This is a genomic window from Pedobacter sp. SL55, assembly GCF_026625705.1.
Classification (GTDB): Bacteria; Bacteroidota; Bacteroidia; order Sphingobacteriales; family Sphingobacteriaceae; genus Pedobacter.
Map to the genome: position 1 here is coordinate 806,791 of NZ_CP113059.1, position 26,212 is coordinate 833,002.

The following is a 26,212-nucleotide window of genomic DNA, read 5'->3' on the forward strand; positions in this document are numbered from 1 at the left end:
GTATATCTTTTAAAGACCGACATTTATCTAAACTTAACGATTAGAATTCTTCTAAAATATTTTAATAAGGAATAACAAACTGCAAAAACATATAATACTGGGCTAATCCAGCCTTGTTTGTACACAAATTTTAGGTTTTTCAATTCTCCCTTTTCCATTTCTTTCAAATTGGCACTTAACCCACTTTCGCCAAACCCTGCCTTACCGTCTCCAAAAGTTATAAGACTTTTGTTTAGAAAGAAACAATTAAATTCCCTTGCAATTCTCATAAAATAGTTTCCTTCTTCTGCGTATTTCTGAGTTTCGTCAAAAAAACCTATTTTATCTATAATTGCTTTTTTAAAGAAAACGGTAGATGGCTGAAAATAATTTTTAAACAATAGATCTTTAAATTCTATCTTTATTAATTCTCCTATATGCTTATTTTCTAAACCAAACCCATCAAATGAGGTGCCTAAAAAATCGATTGACATATCAGATGTCAAATGGCTTATCTGAATTTCTAATTTTTCCGGAAACCATGCATCGTCAGAATCTAAAAATGCAATATAATTTCCTGTAACATTCTTTAGACCGATATTTCTTGCTTTAGAAACTCCCCCATTTTGCTGATTAATTAATTTGATATTAAAATCAGGATATCTAAGGATAAAGTTATTTACCACCTCTGCCGAATTATCTTTGGAGCCGTCGTTTACTATAATTATTTCTATCGTTCCTTTATAGAGTTGTGAAACAACAGATAGCAGGGCCCTTTCTATAGTTTTTGACGAGTTATACATAGGTATAACTACAGATATCTTTTTCAATTCAATAGCTTTTTCCATTCGTTTAATATGCTATTATCATCCCATTTCTTACTTACCAAATAAGCTTGCTTACCAAACTCCAGCATCTTTTCACGATTGGTAATCATCTCTAAAGTAGATTTTTCTAATGCTTCAAAATTATCCATCTCTACTAAAAAACCATCAGTGTTGTTAGTAATCATATCTCGAGGCCCAGCTGGACAATCGTAGCTTACACAAGGCAACCCAAATGACATGGCTTCTAAAATTACCATTCCAAAACCTTCTGATTGGGAGGTAAGTAAAAAAAAAGACGCTTCCTTATAATAGTTTTCTACATCTTTTATGGGCGGAAGGATGGTAACGTATTCCTTCAATTGAAATTTTTCAATTTTTTTTAAATACTCTTCTTTAAGATTTCCATCTCCAACAATATGCAATTGCCAATCTAATATCTTATGAGTATGTACAATTTTGTTCCACAAGTCTATTAAAATCCATTGTCTTTTAGCTTCTGTCATTCGGCCAATAGTAATGGCGATTTTTTTATCTTGCAAACTCTTAGAGTAAGTTAATGCCGATTTAAAGTGTGGAATATATACTGATGGAAAACCTAAGTCTGTATATAATCTTGTATCTGTTTTTGTTGGAACTACATAGGTTTTTGCCTTAGGATATAACCATTTTTTTAGACCTTTGTATATCTTATTATAAGCATCTATACCGCCATGCTCGGTAATTATTACTTGTTTATTAATACCTTTTGCTAAATAGAACTCTAAAACATTAAGCGGATGGGCAATATAGTAGTAATCAAAATCATTATTTGCGAGGTACTTTTTAAGCTTTCTTTTGCTACCTATTAAATTCTTGCCAACCTGAAATATCCTATTGATCTTGCTATTTAAGTCAAGCTTAATTTCGTTGCCTAAACTCTCTATTTTCACACATTGATTAAGCGGATAATGGGTAACTGGGGCATCCTTTACAAGAATAGTCACATCTAAAAATTTAGAAAACTCGTTTGCTAAAGTAGCAATCACTCTTTCAATCCCTCCAGCGGGCATCATGCTATTAAAATAGAACAGAATTTTCTTATTCTTCATAATAATGAAAGGAAACTCTACTTAGAAAAAGAGAGATAAAGCTTCATAGCTCTTTTGTACAGTCCCCTAAGAGGCTTGTAGACATTAGTTTTAAATAAAATATTTTTAACTTTTACAGAAAAGTAAGCTTGCTTATATTCTTCCCATAATTTGGCGTTCATACCTTCATTATCTTCAATCTTTTCTGGGTAGGCTAAATTATCCATATACAACTGGCCATATTTAAAGAAAATATTTTGATTGTTAGTTGAGTGGGCTCCATTTACGCCGATATTCGAGGTTAGATTTGCATACGGTGTTACAACAAATCCTCGTTCACTCATGATCATGTACACCATTTGGTAATCCCAGGTATCCAGAACACCTTTATTGATAATATTTAAGTTAAACTTCACTCCTTCGATTGCTGCCTTATGATATACTTTTCGTATATCTTTATCATCTAATCTCGATAAATTGATACCATCAGCTTGATAATTTGTCCATCTATCTTTCCAAGTTGCCCAACCCCATGGGTAAAACCCTCGGGAATAAAAATATGAATTACTTTTTACCTCTTGTCCAAACTGATTAAATCCATTTATTGCCTTAATTTTAGCATTGTCTCTATATCTATTTAGCATTGCGTCGCAAAAAGGGAAAAACTCTTCGTTGGGTATTACATCGTCTTCAATAATTATTCCTTCGTTCTCATTTTCGAAAAACCAATTTATAGCTTCTACGATAGCTTTTTTACAGCCTAAATTTTCATCTCTAAAAAGTGTAAAAACTTCACATTGCCAATCTACATTGGTAGCTATTTCTTGTACAGACTTACAAACATCTTCTTCCCTAGGCACTGATTTTCTTGGACCGTCCGCCGAAATGTACAAACGCGAAGGCTTAGCATTCCGAATTCTTTCAAAAGATTTTAACGTTTCGTCTACACGATTAAAGATTAAATATAAAACTGCACTTTTCATGAAACTATTTTTTTAATTTAGAATAAAAAACTTATCTAAGTATTGTTTATTACAATGTTAATGACCTAATTATACACGAACTAACAATCAAATTTAAATGCAATCCTGTTGTAGCTTTTATAGTGTGCTAAAGATTGTTTGATAAACGTATGTTTCAAAACTCATATAACCTAACAACTTATATATGGCCATTAATGAAAATAACGTAACAACGACTACTCTGTTATTTATATTATTCATTGCATAAAGTAATTTCCCAGCTAATAACATCTCAAATATTGTGAAATAACTACTTAAACGAGCACCAATGTCTGGCGATATGAGATAAGAGCTTAGATAAACTCCGAATCCAAACAAGTATATATTAAAAAAAAAATGACTGTTCGGCAAGTCGAACATTTTTCGTCCAAAAAACAATATAACGCATATAATAACTGAGCGCTTGGCAATACCGACATAAAAGAGATTCATGACATTATCAATTTTCTCTTGCTGACTTGTATAAAAATCGGCGCTCTTAATAGTGTATAACGTAATAAACTCGGAAATAGACTCTAAGAATAAATTACAGAGTAGGAAGCCGATAGCGCAACAAATTATTACATAAAATTTCATTTTCGTTCTAGGCAAAAAATATACTACCAAGAAAGCAAGAGCGGTACCATGGAAACAAGCGGCAAATAATATGCACCCCAAAAACGGAAGAAAATTTCTATTTATTGCAAAGTTAATACTAAAACATGTTATAGCTATGGCTATACCCTGCCTAATTCCACTTAGGTTTAAATACAAGAATAAATCTGAAAAAAAAATTAGTAGACCGACACATAGCAAAAAACCATTTTTGTTTAGATAGGAAAACATCAGCGTTAGTGCAAATATGTTGAGCACTAAAATAAAAAAGTTATAGTGGAAACCTAGTCCTGAAAAAAGGTCGTTTAATAAAGCATATCCAATTTCTACGTTATCTGTAGATCTATTTCCTTTATAAAAATCATAATAAGCATCCCAGTCTGTGCCTACTTGGTAGCGTAATGATACGAGTAAAAGCATTACAGCCAATACGAACAAAGAAGTATATTTAGAAAACTTTCTATCTTTAGTTATCGCATCTACATAAGTAAGCGCTATAATAAGAAGTCCGATTATTAAATAAATCATCCTATAAACTTCTTTGAAAGTATGATCTTGTCGCTTGCTGACAACTCTCCCAAATTATATTTTATTTTCGACTTTCGCTAAGTTATGCCTGTAATCTATTTGCCTCTGGCTAATATTGTCAGTTAATGCGTTCATCGCTTGGGTAATTTCCACTAAACCCGTCAAAGTATCCATTCTTTTTAATCTAAGCTTCGTGCAAAATCTATTATACGCTCTAAAGAATATATTTCTTTTTACGAAAACTTTGATGTAACTTAAAAATGTTAACATAATTTCAATAGAAACAAATCGACTATTAGACTTGCAGTCGTCAACAATGTGTTTATAAAGATAGCTTATTAGGCTTAAATCTGCATTCAATATTTTTGCGTACAAGCTGCGCCTATTAAATCTTTGAATTAAATCTTCGCGGCCAAATTCTTTTATAGCTGCAAAGCCAGAATCAGCCCAAATAGTTTGTACACAATAAAATCGGGGCACATATTTGCTCCAAGAATAATCTCCTCTATTTTTCAGATGAGGGATATGCTCTATCTTTTTCGAATTTGATTTCTTTTGACCTTCAATAACAGATGTACTTACTCCACATACGCCTGGTATTGTGATAGGATAATCTAAAAAAACAAGTTTTTTAATTTTGAAAGCCAATGCTAATGAAGAATATATATCTGGACTTAAACCCTTTAAATAATCCCCAGTTTCAGATTTTAATATATCGAAGAATTTTCTTTTCACGAGTCCATGGTACAACCTAGGCAGTTTATAGTCTGCATAATTAGTGCATCCGTTCTTCATAAACCTTTCTAAAGATTGATTTATATCTACAATTTCTGCTTTTCCGTTAAATGGTGTAATTGTTAATGTACTCCCTGTCATTTTGGTAAAAAGCGTATCGGGCGCACCCGTACCCTCCCAACGATAATTCGCAGACATACTTCCGAAAACTGCATCTACATCATTATCTAATGCCCATGCTGTAACTTCTATTATATCTGGATTAATACCATCATCATCGCCAATCATGCAAACGTAGGTACCTGTAGCCAAACTCATCGCTCTATTAAAATTAGCTATTGAGCTTGTTGGAGAACTATCATAAATATATTTTAAATGCTCGTTATTTAGGCTTTCCACAAAAATCTTAACTTTGCTGCTGTCACTATTATCAGCAATTGCTATTTCTATTTTATCAGAATTTATAGATAAAATTGACTTGATAGCTTCGATACAATAAATTTCTCTATTTTTTGTTGCAATAACTATTGTTAGCAGAGGCCTAATATTGCTGCTCATTTTGTTATATTTTTTTTAAAAATATTGATATACAAGTATTTATAGTTAGGGTATATTTTCCCTAAAGCAAATAAATTAATTCCTAGGCAAATTATACCTATTACAACAGAGTATAGTAAAACATATAACCCTTTGGGTAAATTATAGACTAAAAAGTAGCTTACGCATCCAACAATACACGCAATTATTAGAGGCAAAATAGTGTCAAAAAACAACCAATTTTTAAATTCATTTTTTAAGAATTTACCTAGTAGGAAATAACCTAAATAAAGATATGCAATAACATTTAATGCTAGCCAAGTAAACGTAGCTCCAATTAGGCCATATCTATTTACAGAATAATACAAAGTTGGGATAATTAGAATTAAAGACACGACACTAAGCTTAATGTTGGTCTTTGTGTGTCCGTTTGCAATAGCTAAATGGTATGGCATGAATTGAAAAGATAAAAACACAGAACCTAGAATTAAAACCTTGGCAACATTATCTATTGTAGTAGCAATTTCTTTATTGTGAGTCCATATTAAAATAAAATCATAAGTAAACAGAAAAAGAACTAATCCCGCCGAAGTTGCAAGGGCCGATAAAATAGAGGAGTTAATATGAAATATTCTTTTTAAACGAGTTTTATTTATGTTTTCAGAATACTTTACAAGCCTAGGCAATATAGCAACAGCTATCGGAGAAACAAGAAGTATAGGAGATTGCGAAAGTACACCAGCTAAAGAGTAATATCCAAACTCTTTCAAGGATAACGTTTTACTAATTACTAGCTTATCTATCTGTGTGTTCAAAGATGAGATGATAGCCATTAACATCATGCCTCCCGCAAATTTACCTACTGTCTTTAGAAATTCTTTATCAAAAGAGTGCTTAGTATCCGTTTTAATATATTTCCACAAGTTGTACCGTGTAATAAAGAAAAATAAAACATTTACAACTACTTGCCAAACGAAAAAAGTTAAAAGAGAGGGATAAAAATATAGAGGAATTAAAACTACAGCTGATCTAAAAAAGCTACTTAAAACCTGAATACCATTTGCCAACACTTGCTTTTCTAGACCGAGTAAACCACTGTTTTCTAAGGTAGAAAATAATTGAAATGCTACACTTAGCCCCATTAATATGATAAAAGTTTGTAGGCTATGTGGAGATATGGACTGAGTATTTAGCCAATTATTTGCGATTATGCTTGAAAATGATGCTATGAAGAGAGCAATAAAAATGCATATACAAATATATACCCTTTCTATTGTAAAGAGTATATTGCCCATTATCGCTTTATCTGTATTTCTTGCAAATTCTCTGTTTAGAGTAGCCGAAAGACCTCCATCTGCAAAATACATTATAGTTAGTATTATTCCATAAAAATTGATAATTGCGTAAGCCTCTATCCCTAAAATTTTAATATAAAAAGGAACAAATATAAATACGGAAAAGATTCCCCAAATTTTGCCAATATAATTGGCAATAATATTTTTAAACATTGAGCTATATTATCGTTTTGTAATTGTAATTCGCTCTAAAGTTTTTTCTTCATCCTAAATCTTAAAAATTTCTTCCGTCATAGTCTAATTTATCTATCACTGAATTGATATTAAATAACATAATATTGATATTCTTGTATTGTTCAGAAATGATTTTATCAGGCTCAATTAACTCCCAACGGTGTTTTTTGTAGAAATGAACTAACTCTTCTTTGCAAAGCAAAATTCCTCTTAGGTTATTCTTCAATAAATAATTTTGAATTTCAATCATTAACTTTTTACCGAAGCCAAATCCTTTTGTGAGCGAACAAACATTTCCAACACCCATAAAACTTTGTCTTACCCCGTTTATTCTTACTTCTGTTCTGATTAGATTTAAATATGAAACTAATTCCTCATTATTAAATATTAGAGCATGAATGTCTGCCTCTCCTAAATTCTTATCAATCCATTCTTTATGCTCTTCACGGCTATAATCCCAATGTATCTTCTTTATATCAATGATTTTCTCTAAATCTAAATCTGTCAACTGACTATGCTTAATTAAAACTAATTCCATACTACCTATTTTTAACCCACCATCCGCTTGGAATTGCGACAAAGCGATTCATAAATTCATTTACACCTTTTAATTTAGTTTTATCTTTAAATACTGTGTAAATATTATTGTTTATATGCACACCAGTAGCGTAAAAACCATTTTCCCTAAATTCTTTTATCGATTTTTCCTTATTTTCACATAAAGTTCCAAAAACCCAGAAGTTAGGCTCACAAAAATCCACTTCCGGTAAGGGTTGAATTTCGGGATGGCTATAAAATTTATTCTTCCAATAGTTGGAATTTTTACTTTGAATTTGGAGTAGTTCTTCTATATCATCCATTTGCCTAATCCCAATACAAGAATTTAAGTCGCTCATTAGACCACCGTACCCTTCTAGCTTGATATCGCATGAAGAGCTTATTTCGCCATTTTCATTTCTAAACTTTCCTCTGTCAATTCCATAGTCTCTCACTAGTAAAGCTTTTTCATATAATTCTTTGTTATTAAAGACAATGGCGCCGCCATCAATTGTATTCGGCAATCGCACTGTTTGAAAAGAAAACACAGTAATGTCTGTTCCAATATTCCCTAGTCTATTACCCTTATACTTTGAACCAAATGCCTCTATGCCATCATCTACAACAGGTATGCCATATTCTCTTCCGATGGCATTTATCGCCGTGATGTTACCTAAGTAACCACAAAAATGATTGTGAAAAATCGCTTTGGTCTTTTTAGTAATTTTGCTTTTTACACTGTCTGGACAGAGACCGCCAAATTTAGGGTCTATATCGGCCCAAACTACTTTAATACCTTTAATGGCAAATGGTTGGTTAGAGGCTAAACAACTTACTGGACTTGCTATTACCTCGTCCTCGGCTTTCAAGCCTAAAGTCGATAACACTACAAGCATCGCTATGTTAAAAGTATTTACAGATAGGACATTCTCGCATCCCAAAAACTTTCCTAATTTATTTTCAAAAATCTTTCCATATTTCCCATATCCTAACTGTCCTGAATAAAGTATTTCATTTATCTCATTGCCGATATCTTTCGGCATATACGGTTTATAAATAGGTATCATTACCAACCTTTCTTTATTAAAGCAACGATTTTCTCTCTATCTGTATCAGTGACCCACCAACCACAAGGAATATGAACCATCTTACGGTAAAATAAGTCCAAATTTGGTAGCTCAGCGGGAAAATCATTTAAATAATCATGCAAATCGTTACGTTTATGAAGCTCAGAAGCCATAACTCCATTTTCTGCCATCATTTGAATAAACCTAGCTCTGTTATCTACTTTGAGTGTGTATAACCAATATGACGGCTCTGTATCTGGGTAATAGTTTATTAGTTCTACGGCTTTAACACCTTTTAGGTGCTCGTCGAAAAACTTACCATTATCAATATAGCGGTGTACTAAATTCTCTATTTGGGCGAGCTGCGCAATGCCTATTGTCGCATTGACGTTGTTCATGTGATATTTATAACCTTGAATTTGAATATTATTATCCATCCTAGTTAATTTTTTATCAAGTCCAAACCATCTTATTATTTTCCCTTTTTCATATAAGTCTTTATCTAAAATTTGTAACGCACCACCGTCAATAGTTGTTAAGTGTTTTATCGCTTGAAAAGAATAGACTGTGAAAGGAAAGTGATTTCCAGTCTTCTTACCTTTATATTTAGCACCCAGAGCGTGAGCCGCATCTTCAATTACCGGGATATTATATTTTTCAGAAATTTCCTGAACACGTTTTACGTCCACAGGTATGCCTGCATAATCTACCACGATTATAGCTTTAGTTCTAGGATTGATTGCTTTTTCTACCGACTCTGCGCTTATGTTTCCTGTTTCATAGTCTACATCTGCCCATCTGACTTTTGCACCAACCATTTTAATTGCTACATTTGTCGGCTCGGCCGTTAACGCAGTAGTTATTACTTCATCTCCTTCTTTAACGCCTGCTAAAATTAAGGCAATATGTAAAGCTGCCGTGCCAGAGTTTAGTGACAGAGTATAACCTCCACCAATATAATTCTCAAATTTTCTTTCAAACTCGTCCACTGTATCACCTTGGGCGACATAGCCACTGTATAGTACTTCTTCAAGTAACGGCATTAAAATTTCTCGGGACGGAATACTCGTTTTTACTAAAGGTAACATCTTTTTATTACTTTTTGTCGTGTGAAGATAGTTCTTCTCTTACGTAATCTAATGTCAATAGAAGTGCTTTTAGCTCTTCTGTTGTTAATCTTTTAGTATTATCAGAGTTATACTCGCTATCAAAAAGTTTAGGTCCATCTTCTTGAACATATTTTGTATAGTTCAAATCTCTAAAATCAGCTGGTACTCTATAGAATCGTCCCAAATCTTCGGCTTTCGACATTTCTTCTTTAGAACACAATGTTTCGTATTTTTTTTCTGAATGCCTCTCTCCAATGATGTGAATTTCATTTTCAGCATTAAAAAGCTCCTTTAATGCTTGTGCCAATGTTTTGATTGAAGCTCCTGGCGATTTTTGTACAAAAATATCGCCTGGGGTTCCATTCTCAAAAGCGAATTTTACCAATTCTACCGAATCATCCAGTGACATCATAAATCTTGTCATATCTGGATTCGTTATAGTTAATGGTTTGCCTTGCTTTATTTGTTGAATAAACAACGGGATAATAGATCCTCTAGAGCACATCACATTACCATATCTAGTTGCCGTATAAATTGCATCAATATTTTTAACTCTGGAATCTCTAGCTTTAGAAACTGCTATTTTTTCCATCATTGCTTTCGAAATTCCCATAGCATTAATTGGATACACTGCTTTATCTGTACTCAAAACAACTACGCGTTTAACGTCATTTCTAGCGGCAGCTTCCAAGACATTTTCGGAACCTATAATATTGGTTTTGACTGCTTGTTCTGGATAAAACTCGCAGGAAGGCACTTGTTTTAAGGCCGCTGCATGAAACACGTAATCTACTCCTTGCATTGCTTGATTTATAGAATTGAAATCACGAACGTCACCTATCACGAAATTTAACTTGTCATTTTTATACTGGATACGCATATCCTCTTGCTTTTTTTCATCACGGCTAAAAATCCTAATTTCTTTTAATTCAGAATTTAAAAACCCTTTCAACATCGCATTACCAAAAGACCCTGTTCCTCCAGTTATCAAAAGCGTTTTATTTTTATACATAAATTTTTAATTTAAAATTTTATTAATAAAGTACCTACCAGTTAATATTAACAATGTTATGAAAACAACAAAAATCCCACCCAACACAATACCTTTAGCCTTACCAAATTTCTCTTTCTGCAAAGGATAAATTGGCCCATCCACAATTTGCAGTAAAGGCGCTTCTTTCATCAAAGCCATTTTAGACATTTCTAGATTTTGAATTAAAGAGCTTAAGATTGCTTTATTGGTTTCGGCCGATGCTTGTGCCCTTTGAATTGGGGCTACACGTTGCACCTGCCTAGTTGGGTTCATATTTGGTGTGGCATCAGAAACTGCCGCAGCATTATAAATTGCTCCATTCATCACTGCTCTAACCGAATCTGTTTTGCGTTGTAAAATAGCTACGTTAGCTAGAGATTTTTTAGTTTTAGTCTCCACGTAAAAATCATTTACATTTTCAACGATTTCCTCATTAAATCTTTTCGCAAAAACCTCATTTGTTGATTTCACATCGACTTGGATTTTACTCAGCTTTTTATCTGGCTTGGCCACCGAAAGATAATTTTTACCTATATCTTCTACAATACTTCCGACCACGCTATCACGCAAGCGGTCTCTTTTCACCAACTCAAAATCGCCGACTTTAAATTTTAGCTTGATCAACTGCTCATTTTCGCCCCAAACTTTTCTTAATTCATTGATCTCAATGTATTTTTCGATAAGCGGTTGGTTAGAACCTGTATCAACAGGGCTAAACAACGCTTTTTCTATCATCTTTCTAGATTTATAGAAATCCAAAATATTATCCCCTTGGAACATGTCTCCTCCACCACCGCCTAAGTCAATACCCATCATTGAGGCTACACCTGCATAAGCACCTAAGCCTCCCCCACTCTTTTCTCCGCTCTCTAAAACAAACGTAGTAGTAGCAGTATATATCGGTTTTTTAGTAAAAGAATAGCCCAAGCCAAGTAAAGCACCTACCAACCCCGCGGCAATAATGATCCATTTCTTACTCCACAGGTATTGCCACCACTCTCTTATTTTTAAGATGAGTTCCTTTAAAGAAATCTCATCTTCTTGTATGTTTTTATTTTTTTCTAAATCGTTTGTCATTATTCGATCAATGCTAAACTAAATGTTTTTTATCTTGTAGTGTTGTTTTTTCTATTTTACGCTGCTGGTAAATGCTTGAAATGATTTCGACTACTTCTATACCTTCTGGTAAAGATACGTGAGGTTTTTCTAAACCATTTAACGTATTTACCACATTTTCTATGACCTGTTGATGGTTAGATGCCGAGCCTTTATAAGCGCCATAATGATTTACCAATTGGTGCTCATCCAAAACCGGCCTTTCGGCACCATCAATTTGGCAATATTCTAACACATTCATATACTGACCACCAATTTTTACCGTGCCTTTTTCGGCAATTACCGTAATGCTACTTTCAAAATTACTTTGGAAGATTGATGTAGAATAGGAAATTGTACCCGCCGCTCCATTTGCCAATTCAAATTTGATTAAACCACTGTCTTCAAATGCTGTAGTTTCTTGGTGGTTGAAATTATAAAAGTCGGCGTTGATATTTGTGATTTTGCCGAAAGTCCAGTTCAACACATCAATAAAATGCGAAAACTGGGTAAACAAAGGACCACCATCAAGTGCTAATGTGCCATGCCAACTTCCTTTGGTATAATAATGCTCGTCTCTATTCCAAAAGCAGTTCATTTGGATCATAAAGATTTTACCCAAAGCGCCGCTTTCAACCAATTGTTTCAACCACTTTACTGTAGCAGAATATCTATTTTGTACTACTGGGAAAGCGTGCCTATCATTTTTATTCGCTGCTGCTAAAATTGCGTAGGCTTCCTCGATTTGTAAGGCTATCGGTTTTTCGATCACTACATGATATCCTTCGTCAATACACTTAACTGCTTGCTCGGCATGCAATCCGTTTGGTGTACAGATATTGATCACATCGGCATTCATACCAGACTCTAAAAAAGTGTCTATATTGAAAAAATGTGGCACATGGTAATTGGAAATCTGTAGTTCTTTAGGTTCCCGCAAATCTATAGTAGCTACCAATTCGGCGTTTGGATGTTTAGCCACCAGTTCGGCATGTCTTTTACCGATATGCCCACAACCTAAAACAGCAAACCTAATTTTCCTCAATGCCAATTTGTGCTAATTTAGTAATCTGATTATCTACCAATTGATATTTCTCTCCACTTTCTGGACATTGAGTAACATTACTTACGTTAAAATTCAAGGTGTGTCCATGTTCGCTTACCCACCCCACATGTACTGCGGGATTGCCCATTACCAAAGAGTAAGGTTTCACGTCTTTAGTGATTACCGTACCCGCAGCAACAAAGGCATAAGAGCCAATGGTATTACCACAAACAATAGTTGCATTGGCGCCAATGGATGCTCCTTTTTTAACAACTGTTTTTTTAAATTCCGCTTTACGGTTAATAAAGCTCCTAGGGTTTTTAACATTGGTAAATACCACCGAAGGACCAATAAAAACATCGTCTTCGAGCATTACTCCCTCGTAAACTGATACGTTGTTTTGGATTTTAACGCCATTGCCAATCTCTACTTGGTCGGCTATCATTACATTTTGGCCCAGACTACAGTTACTTCCTATTTTTGCGTGAGGCATGATATGGCAAAAATGCCAAATTTTAGTCCCAGCACCTATTTTTGCGCCCTCATCTACCACTGCTGTTTCATGTACAAAATAATTAGGCATTTGCAAAAAAAGCATTGATGTGAGCAATGACATCATCTTGTTGTGTTATCGACAGATGAGCGATAGGCAAGGCTAATACTGTACCGCAAAGGTCTTCTGCAACAGGAAAATCGCCAACTTTATAGCCCAATGAAGAAAAAGCCTGCTGCAAATGATTAGGTTGCGAATAATAAATCATTGTGGCAATATCTTGATCTGCTAAATACGCTTTGAGTTGGTCTCGCTGTCTGGAACTTTTTAAAACGATACAATACTGGTTGAAACTATGTTTTGTATATTCTCTTTTAACGGAAATACCGATATCAAGCGATTTTAATCCTTCGTTATAGCGCTGGGCTAAAGCTATCCTTTTCTCAATATTAACGTCTAGCTGTGCAAGCTGATGAGATAAAATGGCCGCCTGCAAAGTATCTAATCTAGAATTAACACCAACATATTGGTGGTCATATTTCTTTTGTTGCCCGTGGTTGGCCAACATTTTTAGCTTGTTTGCCAAAAATTGGTCTCGTGTAAAAGTGGCACCGCCATCGCCAAAACAGGCTAGATTTTTAGTCGGGAAGAAAGAGGTACAGCCTATGGCTCCAAAAGTACCTAGCTTTTCTCCATTATACTCGCTTCCTAAAGCCTGCGCCACATCTTCAATTACAAATATTTGATGTTGATTGGCTAGTGTCAAAATGGGCTCCATGTCTGCTGCAGCACCAAACAGATGAACCACAATTATCGCTTTGGTTTTATTGCTTATCTTTTCCTCGATGTTTTTTGCCGTGATATTAAAATCTTCAGGAGATACATCTGCAAATACGGGGGTCAATCCTAAAAAAGCTACAGCTTCGGCTGCTGCAATGAAATTAAAAGTAGGAACAATCACTTCGTCGCCTTGGTTTAAGCCTAAAGCCATCAGCGCTAAACAAAGTGCATCTGTACCGTTTCCACAAGGGATAACGTGGTTAACATTGAGATAGTCGGCCAGTTGATTTGCAAATCGTCCAACTTCTGGACCATTAATATAAGCGCCATCACTTAACACTTTTAGAACAATTCCGTCAAGTTCTGCTTTATTAGCGCTATAGAGTTGCGCAGCATCAAAAAATGGCACTTTCACCTTAAAGTCGGGCATCAATAATTCTACGGTCTAAAAAAGCTTTGGTATCAAAAATTACGGCTTGCTCTCCATTTTTCAATGCCCCAAAATCTAACGTAAGAAACTCTTGATGACTTACAGCCAAAATAATGCTATCGTATTTGTCTTCTAAATTTGATAAAAGTGTAATACCGTATTCTTCGTGCACTTGCGCCTTATCAGCATAAGGATCGTAAACAGCTACATTTATACCAAACTGTAGTAATTCGTGATAGATATCAATTACCCTAGAGTTTCTAATATCTGGACAGTTTTCTTTGAAAGTAATCCCTAAGATTAAAGCTTTAGAGCCTTTAATGGCATTCCCTTTTTTGATAAGCAGTTTTACCACTTTATTAGCGACAAACATGCCCATATCATCATTTACACGACGACCAGATAAAATTACCTGAGGATGGTAGCCTAGCAGCTGCGCCTTATGTGCCAAATAATACGGATCTACACCGATACAATGACCACCAACCAAACCTGGCTTAAATTTTAAAAAGTTCCATTTGGTGCCTGCCGCTTCAATTACATCATTGGTATCTATACCTACACGATCGAAAATTAAAGCCAATTCGTTTACGAAAGAGATGTTGATATCACGTTGGGCATTTTCAATGGCTTTAGAAGCTTCTGCTACTTTGATACTGGGCGCCTTGTGCGTACCAGCAGTAATAATGCTAGCGTACAAGCCATCTACAACATCTGCAATGGCAGGAGTAGAACCCGAGGTTACTTTCCTTATTTTAGTAAGTGTATTTACTTTATCTCCTGGGTTGATCCGTTCTGGAGAGTAACCACAAAAGAAATCAATGTTATACTTTAATCCAGCATATTTCTCCAATACCGGCACACAATCTTCTTCTGTACAACCTGGATATACAGTAGATTCGTAAATTACGATATCGCCTTTTTTAAGCACAGTTCCCAACATTTGGGATGCTTTTAGCAAAGGCAACAAATCTGGAGATTTGAATTGATCTATTGGCGTGGGTACCGTTACAATGAAAACATTACATTTCGAAATATCATTTACCGTAGAAGAAAATACCAAACTTCCGGTAGACAATACTTCTTGAAGCAAGTTCATATCGGCTTCTTTGGTTCTATCGTATCCTTTTTGAAGTTCGGCAGCCCGCTCTACATCAATATCAAAACCAACTACCTTATATTTTTTGGCAAATGCTATAGCTAGCGGTAAGCCAACGTATCCTAAGCCAATAACACCAATATGGTAATTACTCATTTATATAGTTAAAAACAATGATTGGGAACCAATTACCTCAACAAGCTTACAATGATAGCTGCTACAGAAGCTATTCCAGTACCTATCCCTATCCAACCCTGAGCTGTGATTTTCTCTCGTTCGGCTTTAACTGGCACCATAATTTCGGCACCTGGTTTAACTTTTGGATAATTGTTGAAGAACAAAAATTTCTTTGCTGCTTCGGCAGAACCATTGGCATACTTGATGTATGCCCTATTTTTTAGCGCAGAACTGGTAAAGCCACCAGCTCCATTTACATATTGCTTAAAGCTTTTACCGGGCACATAAACGATACTATTAGGATTTAAAACCTCGCCAGTTACCTTTACCGTTTGTAATTGCTTAGGCACTCTGACAATATCTCCCTCTTCTAAGATTAGATCTTGCCTAGATAATGGTTTCTGCAAAATTCGTTCTAAGTTGATACCCACTAAATCAGATTGAGCTAGTTTTTCATCTATCTTCTTTGCGGTATCAGGAGCATTTAAATTCTTTTCTTTAACACGTTCTAGGTTAAGAAACTTCTTCTCTTCTTCCTCTTTATTGTTGATGGCGTTCTTATCTGCTGGATTTACCTTTTCGGCTCCTGGTCTTTTCAAGGAAGCGCCTTCGGCATAAGCAAAGGTAGTTAAGCCGCCAGCCCTTTTAATCAAATCAGAAATGCGGTAATCTTTTGAGGTAATGGTATACATACCTGGGTACAATACCTCTCCTTCAATCTTTACTTGTTTTTGAATAGCGTAACCTTCTGAACTTCTTACCGAAATGATATCAAAAGGTTGGATTTTGAATTTATCGCCCAATACCTTTAAATCTTCATCTACATTAACTACAAAAAGATCTGCGGTTTTTGAAGAAGTAGAATTTGGGTCACTGTTTTTTATTCTTCTAGAAACCTCTATTCTATTTGGGCTGGCACCTTCTTTTAAACCACCTGCCATTTGAATAACATCTTCTAATTTGATATTTTCTGCATATTCAAAAGTTCCCGGTGCTCTAACTTCGCCTTGTATGGTTACCGTATATTCTTCTCTTAAATCGAAGATGGAGTTAATGGTTACCTTATCTTCTCTAGTCAATAAAATATCTTTTTCTTCTCCAGATAAAATTTTCGCTACATCAAATGAAACAAAAAACTGTGTTTTATCAGGGTTTAAACGATTGATATATCCTCTATTTAAAAAGGCATCTTCAGTAATACCATCCGCTTTTTTAATTAAGCCAGAAAGTGTTAATCCTTTGTCGAGCGCATAGATACCTGGTCTAAACACGGCTCCTATAATCTCTACCCTATTTTCAAACCTTTCCAGTATCGCCTCTACCACAAATTTATCGCCATTTTTCGGTTGATAAACGGCGTATTGCGAAGCTGAGATATCCCTAATTTTTCTTTCCTTATTGGTATTTTGAAAAGTCTTGATTTTTGCGGTATAAGCTTCTGCGGTAAAACCTTGTGCAAAGCCAATCACGTCTTGTAACGTTTCGTTAGGTTTAATTTCAAATATGGCAGCATCTTTTACCTCGCCAGAAATTTCTACCCTTTTATCATACGTAGGGATATTAATGACATCTTGATCTTGCAGCCGCACGTTACCGGTCTGTATTCCTTTAAGCAAGAAATCGTAAACATCAATGGTAGCGATAACTTTATTGTTTCTAATGACTTGGATATTTCTAAAAGATCCGTTTTGAGATGGACCACCCGAAACATATAAAGCTCTATAAACGTTTGCCAACGAAGGCAGTGTGTAACTTCCTGTTTTAACTGCCTGACCAGTAACGGTTACTTGTATACTTCTAATATTACCCAAATTAATGGCTACAGAGGTTCTGCCTGTTCTAAGGGACGGATAGGTTTTTGCCATTGCCGCTTTAATTTTAGCAGTAGCTTGCTCTATGGTTAAGCCCCCTACCATGATTCTGCCTACATACTCTAAATTAATGGCGCCTTCTGTACTTACTTGGAGGTTATAGCTACGTTCGTTATCTCCAGTAAGGTCAATAATCAATTTATCATCTGGGCCTACAATATAGCTTTTTGGGGTAGCTATCCTTAAATTAGGCTCGAAAGTGATATTTCCATTTTTGAACAACTCCGCACCAAATACTTTAGTTTTGATCTCGTCATCGTCTTCCTTTTTCTGGTTAGAAATAGAACCTCCATCTGTAGTTTCGCTGTATTCTCTACCAGCTGCGGCTGTAGATTTATCTGTAGTTTGCCCCGAACCTTGCTTTTTTAATTTCTCTACCCTTGCTCTAAACTTAACAATTTCATCTTGCTTGATGCCTCTAGAAATAGCCATTTGCTCTAACTGAGCTTCGGAAGTATAGCCCATAGACTCTGCCTGTTTTACCATCTGCAAAATTTGCGCATCAGACAGTTCGTCTACTTTAATATTTGAACCAACTTGGCCAAAACTTGATATTGCTGTAACAACAAGCAGTATAAAAAGAAATATTTTTTTCATGAGCCGAGGCTAATCAACTTTAATTTTTGATCGAATGTTTGTTATTCGAAATAGTTTAACGTTTTGTAATTTCCTTGCTTCAGATATTCGTCTTTCTTCATCAAGTTTAAATCAGATTGCATCATATCTTCTACTAGGCCTTGTAAATCATATTTTGGTTTCCAACCTAATTTAGTTTTAGATTTGGTTGGATCTCCCAACAATAAATCAACCTCTGTTGGTCTAAAATATTTAGGATCTACCTTTACCACCGTTTCGCCCAATTTTAGCGTTTCTAAATTTAAACCTAATTGAGCAGCTTTTTCTGTGTCTATATCAATGATAACGCCTCTTTCTTGTTCATCTTTACCAGAGAACTCAACGGTAATGCCCAACTCGGCAAAAGCCATACGTACAAAATCACGAACAGTAGTGGTAACACCAGTAGCAATCACATAATCTTCTGGCTTTTCTTGCTGAAGAATTAACCACATAGCTTCGATATAATCTTTGGCATGGCCCCAGTCGCGTTGTGCAGAAAGGTTACCTAAGTACAAGCAGCTTTGCAAACCAAGACCTATTTTTGAGGCTGCCCTGGTAATTTTACGTGTTACAAATGTTTCTCCCCTCAATGGGCTCTCGTGGTTAAACAAAATACCGTTGCAGGCAAACATATCATAAGCTTCGCGATAGTTTTTAGTGATCCAGAAACCGTAGATTTTTGCAACGCCATAAGGCGAACGTGGATAAAACGGGGAATTTTCGTCATAAAAGCCTGCTGCATTTTTATTTTCGGGCAAACCGCCGTACAACTCTGAGGTAGAAGCCTGATAAATTCTTGTTTTCTTTTCCAATCCTAAAATACGCACCGCCTCGAGAATTCTTAATGTTCCAATTCCATCCACATTAGCTACATATTCTGGCGAATCAAAGGAAACTTTTACATGTGACATTGCACCTAGGTTATAAATCTCATCAGGCTGTGTCTCTTGAACAATTCTAATTAGATTGGTAGAGTCGGTTAAATCTCCATAGTGCATTTTGAACCTTACATCATTCTCATGCTGGTCTTGATATAAATGATCTATCCTGTCTGTATTAAAAAGAGACGATCTTCTTTTAATGCCATGAACAAAATATCCTTTTTTTAACAAAAACTCTGTCAAATAGGCGCCATCCTGGCCGGTCACCCCCGTAATTAGTGCAACTTTCATTTATTAAAATTCCTTAAGATTATCAACTAAAAGCACGAGACTGTGTTTTGTGTCACAAAAATGTCGTAGATATTTAGCGCCCCAAAATTAGCATTTTTATTGAATTAATGTCACGCAATTTATGCGACTCTGTGTTATTAACAAAACAATTTAGGAATACCAAACAATTAGCTAAAGGTTTTGTTTACTAAGGTTTGGGCTTGTAACTAAACCCCAAAATCTCTCTCTTTTAGAAATTACGCCAGTAAGGTTAAACATTTTTAATTACAACAACTTGTCTAAAACCTGCTGCCAGTTATCTACCCGTTCGTATTCTGTAATGAGCAAGTTATGTGGCGAAGTAAAAAGTAGTGGCCTGCCTTTAAAACCTACGAAATTCTTGATCCGATCATCAATCATGATGTCTACATCAACAATTTTTTCTCCACAAAAAACCACATTCTTCCAACTGATGAATGGAAAATGTTCCGCTAGCCAATCGAACTTATCTTCTAAAGAATTTCTGAACTCCATGGCAGCAGACACAATATAAACATCATATTTTGTTTGCAATTGCTGCACAGCCGCTACCGCACCCTCGATAACTGGCAAATCTCTAAAAAACCCTTTTTCGTTAATGTAATCAAACCACTTATCGTTAACCTCTTCTGGTACGTTTTGGAAAATCTCTGTACCGGGCTTAATGATTAAATCTAATGGAACTTGATGGTCTCGGTTGTAAAGCTGTATAAATTTATGGATAGGATCAGCCAAAACCTCGTCCATATCTATGGCTATTCTCATTTTTCTCATTATTTAAACATTCCCTTTAATTTGGCCAACTTAGCCTGCAAATCGCCATCAACTTCTTTACCCCCATCCCCTAAAGGGGCTTTTTGACCACTAGGTTTCCAATATTTAGACTCCTTATTTTGTGATTTATTTGTTTGAGCCAGTTGAGCCCCTTTAGGGGTTTGGGGTTCCTTCATCGATAAAGAAATTCGTTTACGCTCTACATCAACATCTGTTACTGTAACTTGTACTATTTGGCTTACCTTTACCACTTCGTTAGGGTTGGCCACAAAGCGGTTGGCCAGCTGACTGGTATGCACCAAACCATCTTGATGTACGCCAATATCTACAAAAGCGCCAAAGTTGGTAATGTTCGTCACGATACCTTTTAGTTTCATGCCTTTCTTCAAATCAGCAATGCTGTTTACGCCCTCGGCAAAGCTAAAGGCTTCGAACTGCTCACGTGGGTCTCGACCAGGTTTAGCCAATTCTTTCATGATATCTTGTAACGTAGGCAATCCAACTTCTGCGCTTACATATTTTTGTAGGTTTAGCTGTTTTTGTAGTTCCGTATTTTTCATCAGCTCTGCTACAGATACGCCCAAATCTTTCGCCATTTGCTTTACCAAATCGTAACGTTCTGGGTGTACGCCGCTACTGTCTAAAGGCTGCTCAGCATTTCGAATGCGTAAGAAACCAGCCGCTTGTTCAAAAGCTTTATCGCCCAAGCGAGGCACTTTCTTTAAACTTGCCCTGTTTTTAAAAGCGCCATTTGCTGTTCTGTAATTGATGATGTTTTGCGCTAAGCTTTCGCCCAAACCAGAAACGTAGGCCAAAATTTGTTTCGAAGCCGTGTTTAACTCTACACCAACCGCATTCACACAACTCATTACCGTATCATCTAAACTCTGTTGCAATTTGTTTTGATCCACATCGTGCTGGTACTGCCCAACGCCAATAGATTTTGGGTCAATTTTTACCAGCTCTGCCAGGGGGTCCATTAACCTGCGGCCAATAGAAACCGCCCCACGCACCGTTACATCATGCTCTGGAAATTCTTCTCTAGCCAAAGGCGATGCCGAATAGATAGAAGCACCACTTTCGTTTACCATCACAATAGTCAGATTAGCTAGTTTTAATCCACGCACAAAAGTTTCTGTTTCTCTACCTGCTGTTCCGTTGCCAATGGCAATGGCTTCAATCTCATATTTCTCGCAAAGCTGCTGAATTTTCCACTCCGCATCCTTCACATTTCCTTGCCCCGTATGCGGATAAATGGTGGTGTTTTCTAGCAAATTCCCCTGTCTATCTAAGCAAACCACTTTGCAACCAGTTCTAAAACCAGGATCAATAGCCATTACATTTTTTTGCCCCAAAGGTGCTGCCATTAACAACTGACGAGCATTGGAAGCAAAAACCCGTATGGCTTCTTCATCTGCCTTTTGTTTAATCGCAGCTCTCAATTCGGTTTCCATTGCAGGGCGCAACAAGCGTTTGTAACCATCGTAAATAGCTAATTCTACCTGTTGGCTTGCGCTGTTATTTCCAGTGATGAACTGTTTTTCTAATAATTGTATCGCATCTTCATCTGGCGGCAGCACATCTAGTTTCAACATGCCTTCTTCTTCGCCACGCAACATGGCCAAAACCCTGTGCGAAGGCGCATTTTTAGCGCTTTCTTCCCATTCAAAGTAATCTTTATATTTAATTGCTTCAACTTCTTTACCTTTTGCCACCACCGCTTTGTAGGTTGCCTTTTGTTCAAAATACTTACGCATTTTAGTTCTGGTTTCCGCATCTTCATTAATCATTTCTGCAATGATATCTCTTGCACCAGCCAAGGCATCTTCTACATTGCCAACGCCTTTTTCGCTATCAATATAGGCCGAAGCTTCGCTTTCTACATCAATTCTACTTTGTGCTAAAATGCGTAATGCCAAAGGTTCTAGGCCTTTTTCTCTCGCTACCGATGCCCTGGTTTTCCTTTTTTGCTTGTATGGAAGATAAATATCCTCTAAAATGGTTAAGGTTTCGGCAGCATTAATTTTCTTTTCTAATTCTGATGTTAATTTACCCTGCTCGGCAATTGATTTTAAAATGGCCTCCCTGCGTTTATCTAGTTCCTTTAATTGTTGTGCTAAATCTCTTATAGCCGCAATCTGTACTTCATCTAAACTACCAGTCACTTCTTTTCTGTAACGAGAAATGAATGGAACTGTAGCGCCTTCCTCTAAAAGCGTTAAAGTGGCGCTAACTTGCTTGCTGTTGATGTTTAATACTGTAGAAATATGTTGGATATGGTTACTCATAGTCAATTTTAAAAGAGGCTAAAATTAACCTAATTAAATTGATTTGGAAAACAAAAGCAAAAAGTGCTTGGCTTTTGCAATCCTTCTTTCCGCTTCAATCTTTTGTTGACATTGCTAATCCTAGTTGTCATGTTTAGCTTGTCGAAACATCTGCTCTTTAACTCAAAATCCTTCGACAAGCTCAGGATGACACCCAACAAAAAGGATTTACGCTGCAATAAGGTTTATATCCGAAAGCTTAGTATCTCTTGGCAAGGCTGCATTTTTTCCTAGTCAGCGGTTTAAAGCCAGCTATGCTCGCAAAATTATTTCAGCCGCAGATGCACAGATTTTAAAATATCAAATAATACAAAATTTTATCTGTGCATCTGTGGCAACAAACAACTAAAACATACCTTACAATAGCGTGTTATAACATATAACAATCAAATCGTACGGTAAAAAATCGTAATTCGTAAATCGGTTTGTATCTTTGTAATAATTAATGGGAAAACAGAAATTTTATGACACAGCGCCCAAACAAGAACGGGCGGTTTTGGTAGGGGTTGCTTTGCCGGGCGAAAAAGCCGAGCAAACCAAGGAGTATTTGGATGAGCTGGCCTTTTTAGTAAATACAGCTGGTGGCGTGGTAGAGAAAACTTTTACACAGCGTATGCAAAAGCCAGACCGTGCTACTTTTGTGGGCACCTGGTAAGTTGGAAGAAATACAGGCTTACGTTAAAGCAGAAGAAATTGATTTGGTGGTGTTCGATGATGAACTTTCGCCATCGCAGTTACGTAACATTGAGAAAGAACTGAAGGTTAAAATATTAGATAGAAGTAATTTAATCTTAGATATTTTTGCCGGAAGGGCGCAAACCGCACAAGCCAAAACGCAGGTTGAGTTAGCGCAGTTGCAATATCTTTTACCTCGTTTAACCCGTATGTGGACACACTTGGAGCGCCAAAAAGGGGGTATTGGTATGCGTGGACCGGGTGAGAGCCAGATCGAGAGCGATAGAAGGATGATTTTAGAAAAGATCACTTTGTTAAAAGATCGCTTGAAATTGATTGATAGGCAAAACGAAACACAGCGCAAAAACCGCGGACAGTTAATTCGTGTGGCTTTGGTGGGTTACACCAACGTGGGTAAATCAACCATCATGAACATGCTATCTAAATCTGAAGTGTTTGCCGAGAATAAACTTTTTGCAACTTTAGATACTACCGTTCGCAAAGTAGTAATCGAAAACTTGCCATTCTTGCTCTCAGACACGGTTGGTTTTATTCGTAAACTTCCTCATCATTTGGTAGAGTGCTTTAAATCTACGTTAGATGAAGTGCGTGAAGCTGATATTTTGGTACATGTGGTAGATGTTTCACATCCAAATTTTGAAGATCAGATACACACGGTTAACGAAACCCTAAAAGATTTAGGAGCTCGGGATAAAGAAACCATTATGGTTTTTAATAAAATTGATGCTTACGTGGCACCTGAGTTTGATAATTTGGTAGATGTAGATGAACAACGAGAACCCGTAACCTTGGCAGATTTCAAGAAAACTTGGATGGCGCACAACAATGCTCCGGCTATTTTTATCTCGGCCACGCAAAAAGAAAATTTAGAAGAATTTAGGACATTATTATACGATAAAGTGAAAGATATTCATACTACACGGTATCCGTATGATAAGTTGTTGTATTAGAAAGTAACACCGTCATTGCGAGGCACGAAGCAATCCTAAAGCGATTGAATTTTAGTTGTAAGATTGCTTCGTGCCTCGCAATGACGAAAAGAACAAATTATGGAAAGTAACAGACAAAAGAAGTTTGCAGGATTATTACAGGAAGAATTGGCGTCAATTTTTCAACGTGAGGGCGCTGCTTACTTGCCAAATACATTGGTAACTATTACTAAGGTTCGTGTATCGCCAGATTTGGCGGTGGCTAAAGTTTACCTTAGTTTTTTAAATACAAACAATACCAGTTTATCTGTAGCTACAGTTAACTCGCATGCTGGCGAAATTAGGTACAAATTGGGCTCACGTATTCGCCATCAGGCTAGGGTGGTGCCCACTTTAACTTTCTTTGTAGATGACACCAATGAGTACGTAGAAAGAATGGACCAAATTTTCGATAAAATAGCGAAAGAACGTAAAGACACCGACTTACCAGAGAATGAATAAATACATTCGGGAGCCCGGAAACTTTATTACTCATTTTTTACCTGCAGTGTTAGCATTACCAGGATTGTATCTACTGTTAGAGAAATCTTCTACTGTTTTTGAAAATGTAGCTGCATGGGTTTATGGCGGTGGTATCTTATTGCTTTTTAGCGTAAGTGCCATTTACCACAGCGCACCTAAAACAGCATACGGCATTAGGCTTTGGCAAAAGTTTGACCACTGCTGTATTTATTTAATGATTGCCGGTTCGTTTACGCCAACAACTTTAATTTTATTTGATGGTTGGGTAAGATGGCTAGCTTTTGGTTTGGTATGGCTGGTAGCAATTATTGGTTGCTTACTCAAAATCTTGAACAAGCTAAAAAAAGGAAACCTTTCTACTGCTCTCTACATTGCCATGGGCTGTTTAATTATTCCGTTTATGGCAAAAATGATTGAAAGTGTACCTGCTATGGGATTATTTTGGTTGTTTTTAGGTGGAGTGTTTTATGTTGGAGGTACTTATTATTACGCGAAAGACAAACCTCTGTACAGGTATTTACATAGCCACGAGCTTTGGCATTTGTTTGTAAATTTTGGTGCGTTGTCACATTTTTTCTACAACTACTTTTACGTGTTTAAAAGTTAGCTCAGTTGTGTCCCGCAGATTTTCGCTGATTTCTCCGCAGATATAAGGGGATGTAAATCTCATTGCTCAAACTAAGATAAAATAAATATCTGCGAAAATCAGCGATAAATATTAGGCTTTTGAGGGGGCTTTCTTAAATAATTGCAAAGCCTTTAGTTAAATAAACCCGGTTGTAGCGGGCACGTAGGGGCAAACTTATGTTTTGCCCCGAAGTAAAGCAAAAAACGGGGCTTTCGAAACAAAAGAGCTACCCATTTTTGCTTTTCTAAAACCAAAGGTTAAAAGTAACAAAGGCAATGCAAAGCTAAGCTTTTACAAATAATTCGTAAATTTAGGTATGAGCAAATTGATTTTGATTTTCTTATTGGGCTTGTCGTTACAAATAAATGCACAGCAGCGCCCAACCATTAAAAACGGATTGGAATCTTTTGTGAGAGCCAATACCATTTACCCTATGTACGCGAAAGAAAACTGCATACAAGGAAACATTGAAGTTGCGTTTAAAATAAATAAAGAGGGAAAAATAACCTACGCAGGCATTACCGAAGGCATTGGTGCAGATTTAGACGCCGAGGCGCTTCGGCTAATTAAACTTACTAGCGGAAAATGGACCGTGCCAGCAGGCTACGACACTACGTTTCTTATTCGTTCGCCCATGAAATTTTCGCTACAAGATTTTGGTTGCGAACAAATAAACCCAGGCAGTGTAGGTTTGGCCATTAAGCAATATAACGATGATATGGCTTCGTTCAGTAAAATTGCCAACTACTACAGAAATATTGAAAAAGGCATCGAGAATTTTATTGAAGAAGAGAAAATAATTGCCTTAAAAAATGAAATGGGAGTTGATGATGATTATTTGACTAAGAAAATAGCTATTGCAGAGAAAAAAATTAGTCAGGGAGATTTGCAAAGCGCCTGCGAAGACTTTAAGTTTGTGAAATATATGGGCTCTACAAAAGCAGACAAACTGCTTGCCAAATATTGTAAATAAA

General features: G+C 36.2%; 22 protein-coding genes and 1 pseudogene. 4 read left to right on the forward strand and 19 right to left on the reverse strand.

Translation table 11 applies throughout. The features are described 5' to 3' along the window. Positions 1–23: 23 nt before the first annotated feature. The 19 genes from OVA16_RS03525 to OVA16_RS03615 all read right to left on the reverse strand — a co-directional run bounded on the left by OVA16_RS03525 (position 24) and on the right by OVA16_RS03615 (position 22,424). Positions 24–827, reverse strand: coding sequence for a glycosyltransferase family 2 protein (locus OVA16_RS03525; RefSeq protein WP_267763543.1), 804 nt, complete (start codon positions 825–827; stop codon positions 24–26). Then, positions 806–1,894, reverse strand: coding sequence for a glycosyltransferase family 4 protein (locus tag OVA16_RS03530; protein ID WP_267763544.1), 1,089 nt, complete (start codon positions 1,892–1,894; stop codon positions 806–808). Before OVA16_RS03530 ends, OVA16_RS03525 begins: the two co-directional genes overlap by 22 nt. 17 nt (positions 1,895–1,911) lie before the next feature. Then, positions 1,912–2,856, reverse strand: a complete 945-nt coding sequence (locus OVA16_RS03535) for a hypothetical protein (protein ID WP_267763545.1) — start codon at positions 2,854–2,856, stop codon at positions 1,912–1,914. 117 nt (positions 2,857–2,973) lie between these two features. Beyond that, on the reverse strand, positions 2,974–4,017 hold the full coding sequence (locus OVA16_RS03540; protein ID WP_267763547.1) for an EpsG family protein: 1,044 nt from the start codon (positions 4,015–4,017) through the stop codon (positions 2,974–2,976). A 54-nt stretch (positions 4,018–4,071) separates the two neighbouring features. Further along, positions 4,072–5,310 (reverse strand): glycosyltransferase family 2 protein, encoded by a 1,239-nt coding sequence (locus OVA16_RS03545; RefSeq protein WP_267763548.1) that lies wholly within the window; start codon positions 5,308–5,310, stop codon positions 4,072–4,074. After that, positions 5,307–6,797 carry an oligosaccharide flippase family protein gene (locus tag OVA16_RS03550; protein WP_267763549.1) on the reverse strand — a complete coding sequence of 497 codons (1,491 nt, stop codon included), beginning with the start codon at positions 6,795–6,797 and terminating at the stop codon, positions 5,307–5,309. The genes OVA16_RS03545 and OVA16_RS03550 overlap by 4 nt, the downstream gene beginning before the upstream one ends. Positions 6,798–6,858: 61 nt before the next feature. After that, a complete protein-coding gene (locus OVA16_RS03555) occupies positions 6,859–7,356 on the reverse strand; it encodes a GNAT family N-acetyltransferase (protein WP_267763550.1) in 498 nt (165 codons plus the stop codon). Position 7,357: 1 nt separating this feature from the next. Further along, positions 7,358–8,398 carry a DegT/DnrJ/EryC1/StrS family aminotransferase gene (locus OVA16_RS03560; protein ID WP_267763551.1) on the reverse strand — a complete coding sequence of 347 codons (1,041 nt, stop codon included), beginning with the start codon at positions 8,396–8,398 and terminating at the stop codon, positions 7,358–7,360. A gap of 23 nt (positions 8,399–8,421) precedes the next feature. Next, positions 8,422–9,510, reverse strand: coding sequence for a DegT/DnrJ/EryC1/StrS family aminotransferase (locus OVA16_RS03565; protein WP_267763552.1), 1,089 nt, complete (start codon positions 9,508–9,510; stop codon positions 8,422–8,424). Between the two features lie 7 nt (positions 9,511–9,517). Continuing rightward, a complete protein-coding gene (locus OVA16_RS03570) occupies positions 9,518–10,543 on the reverse strand; it encodes a polysaccharide biosynthesis protein (protein ID WP_267763553.1) in 1,026 nt (341 codons plus the stop codon). 6 nt (positions 10,544–10,549) lie between these two features. Then, positions 10,550–11,641 (reverse strand): Wzz/FepE/Etk N-terminal domain-containing protein, encoded by a 1,092-nt coding sequence (locus tag OVA16_RS03575; RefSeq protein ID WP_267763554.1) that lies wholly within the window; start codon positions 11,639–11,641, stop codon positions 10,550–10,552. 13 nt (positions 11,642–11,654) lie between these two features. Continuing rightward, positions 11,655–12,710 (reverse strand): Gfo/Idh/MocA family protein, encoded by a 1,056-nt coding sequence (locus OVA16_RS03580; protein ID WP_267763555.1) that lies wholly within the window; start codon positions 12,708–12,710, stop codon positions 11,655–11,657. Further along, the gene (locus OVA16_RS03585) at positions 12,691–13,287 is read right to left on the reverse strand and encodes an acyltransferase (protein WP_267763556.1); all 597 of its coding nucleotides are present in this window, start codon (positions 13,285–13,287) and stop codon (positions 12,691–12,693) included. The genes OVA16_RS03580 and OVA16_RS03585 overlap by 20 nt, the downstream gene beginning before the upstream one ends. After that, the gene (locus tag OVA16_RS03590) at positions 13,280–14,407 is read right to left on the reverse strand and encodes a DegT/DnrJ/EryC1/StrS family aminotransferase (protein WP_267763557.1); all 1,128 of its coding nucleotides are present in this window, start codon (positions 14,405–14,407) and stop codon (positions 13,280–13,282) included. The genes OVA16_RS03585 and OVA16_RS03590 overlap by 8 nt, the downstream gene beginning before the upstream one ends. Next, complete coding sequence (locus OVA16_RS03595; protein WP_267763558.1) at positions 14,394–15,662, reverse strand: nucleotide sugar dehydrogenase; 1,269 nt, start codon at positions 15,660–15,662, stop codon at positions 14,394–14,396. The genes OVA16_RS03590 and OVA16_RS03595 overlap by 14 nt, the downstream gene beginning before the upstream one ends. A 32-nt stretch (positions 15,663–15,694) precedes the next feature. Continuing rightward, complete coding sequence (locus tag OVA16_RS03600; RefSeq protein ID WP_267763559.1) at positions 15,695–18,151, reverse strand: SLBB domain-containing protein; 2,457 nt, start codon at positions 18,149–18,151, stop codon at positions 15,695–15,697. Positions 18,152–18,192: 41 nt separating this feature from the next. Beyond that, positions 18,193–19,344, reverse strand: coding sequence for a GDP-mannose 4,6-dehydratase (gmd, locus tag OVA16_RS03605; RefSeq protein WP_267763560.1), 1,152 nt, complete (start codon positions 19,342–19,344; stop codon positions 18,193–18,195). Between the two features lie 264 nt (positions 19,345–19,608). Then, positions 19,609–20,136, reverse strand: coding sequence for a 5' nucleotidase, NT5C type (locus tag OVA16_RS03610; protein WP_267763561.1), 528 nt, complete (start codon positions 20,134–20,136; stop codon positions 19,609–19,611). Then, entirely contained in the window at positions 20,136–22,424 is a 2,289-nt protein-coding gene (locus tag OVA16_RS03615) for a Tex family protein (RefSeq protein ID WP_267763562.1), read from the reverse strand. Before OVA16_RS03615 ends, OVA16_RS03610 begins: the two co-directional genes overlap by 1 nt. 484 nt (positions 22,425–22,908) lie before the next feature. Here OVA16_RS03615 and hflX point away from each other — a divergent pair. The 4 genes and pseudogenes from hflX to OVA16_RS03635 all read left to right on the forward strand — a co-directional run bounded on the left by hflX (position 22,909) and on the right by OVA16_RS03635 (position 26,211). Next, positions 22,909–24,109, forward strand: a pseudogene (gene hflX, locus OVA16_RS03620) (GTPase HflX). 99 nt (positions 24,110–24,208) lie between these two features. Beyond that, entirely contained in the window at positions 24,209–24,589 is a 381-nt protein-coding gene (gene rbfA / locus OVA16_RS03625) for a 30S ribosome-binding factor RbfA (RefSeq protein ID WP_267763563.1), read from the forward strand. Further along, positions 24,582–25,217 (forward strand): PAQR family membrane homeostasis protein TrhA, encoded by a 636-nt coding sequence (gene trhA, locus OVA16_RS03630; RefSeq protein WP_267763564.1) that lies wholly within the window; start codon positions 24,582–24,584, stop codon positions 25,215–25,217. Before rbfA ends, trhA begins: the two co-directional genes overlap by 8 nt. 337 nt (positions 25,218–25,554) lie before the next feature. Next, positions 25,555–26,211, forward strand: coding sequence for a TonB family protein (locus OVA16_RS03635; protein ID WP_267763565.1), 657 nt, complete (start codon positions 25,555–25,557; stop codon positions 26,209–26,211). The last annotated feature ends 1 nt before the right edge of the window (position 26,212 follow it).

Excerpts from the sequence above, each read along its gene's own strand:
- OVA16_RS03525 (WP_267763543.1), bottom strand. The coding sequence starts at position 827 with ATGGAAAAAGCTATTGAATTGAAAAAGATATCTGTAGTTATACCTATG.
- OVA16_RS03530 (WP_267763544.1), bottom strand. The coding sequence starts at position 1,894 with ATGAAGAATAAGAAAATTCTGTTCTATTTTAATAGCATGATGCCCGCT.
- OVA16_RS03535 (WP_267763545.1), bottom strand. The coding sequence starts at position 2,856 with ATGAAAAGTGCAGTTTTATATTTAATCTTTAATCGTGTAGACGAAACG.
- OVA16_RS03540 (WP_267763547.1), bottom strand. The coding sequence starts at position 4,017 with ATGATTTATTTAATAATCGGACTTCTTATTATAGCGCTTACTTATGTA.
- OVA16_RS03545 (WP_267763548.1), bottom strand. The coding sequence starts at position 5,310 with ATGAGCAGCAATATTAGGCCTCTGCTAACAATAGTTATTGCAACAAAA.
- OVA16_RS03550 (WP_267763549.1), bottom strand. The coding sequence starts at position 6,797 with ATGTTTAAAAATATTATTGCCAATTATATTGGCAAAATTTGGGGAATC.
- OVA16_RS03555 (WP_267763550.1), bottom strand. The coding sequence starts at position 7,356 with ATGGAATTAGTTTTAATTAAGCATAGTCAGTTGACAGATTTAGATTTA.
- OVA16_RS03560 (WP_267763551.1), bottom strand. The coding sequence starts at position 8,398 with ATGCCGAAAGATATCGGCAATGAGATAAATGAAATACTTTATTCAGGA.
- OVA16_RS03565 (WP_267763552.1), bottom strand. The coding sequence starts at position 9,510 with ATGTTACCTTTAGTAAAAACGAGTATTCCGTCCCGAGAAATTTTAATG.
- OVA16_RS03570 (WP_267763553.1), bottom strand. The coding sequence starts at position 10,543 with ATGTATAAAAATAAAACGCTTTTGATAACTGGAGGAACAGGGTCTTTT.
- OVA16_RS03575 (WP_267763554.1), bottom strand. The coding sequence starts at position 11,641 with ATGACAAACGATTTAGAAAAAAATAAAAACATACAAGAAGATGAGATT.
- OVA16_RS03585 (WP_267763556.1), bottom strand. The coding sequence starts at position 13,287 with ATGCCTAATTATTTTGTACATGAAACAGCAGTGGTAGATGAGGGCGCA.
- OVA16_RS03590 (WP_267763557.1), bottom strand. The coding sequence starts at position 14,407 with ATGCCCGACTTTAAGGTGAAAGTGCCATTTTTTGATGCTGCGCAACTC.
- OVA16_RS03595 (WP_267763558.1), bottom strand. The coding sequence starts at position 15,662 with ATGAGTAATTACCATATTGGTGTTATTGGCTTAGGATACGTTGGCTTA.
- OVA16_RS03600 (WP_267763559.1), bottom strand. The coding sequence starts at position 18,151 with ATGAAAAAAATATTTCTTTTTATACTGCTTGTTGTTACAGCAATATCA.
- gmd (WP_267763560.1), bottom strand. The coding sequence starts at position 19,344 with ATGAAAGTTGCACTAATTACGGGGGTGACCGGCCAGGATGGCGCCTAT.
- OVA16_RS03610 (WP_267763561.1), bottom strand. The coding sequence starts at position 20,136 with ATGAGAAAAATGAGAATAGCCATAGATATGGACGAGGTTTTGGCTGAT.
- OVA16_RS03615 (WP_267763562.1), bottom strand. The coding sequence starts at position 22,424 with ATGAGTAACCATATCCAACATATTTCTACAGTATTAAACATCAACAGC.
- rbfA (WP_267763563.1), top strand. The coding sequence starts at position 24,209 with ATGGAAAGTAACAGACAAAAGAAGTTTGCAGGATTATTACAGGAAGAA.
- trhA (WP_267763564.1), top strand. The coding sequence starts at position 24,582 with ATGAATAAATACATTCGGGAGCCCGGAAACTTTATTACTCATTTTTTA.
- OVA16_RS03635 (WP_267763565.1), top strand. The coding sequence starts at position 25,555 with ATGAGCAAATTGATTTTGATTTTCTTATTGGGCTTGTCGTTACAAATA.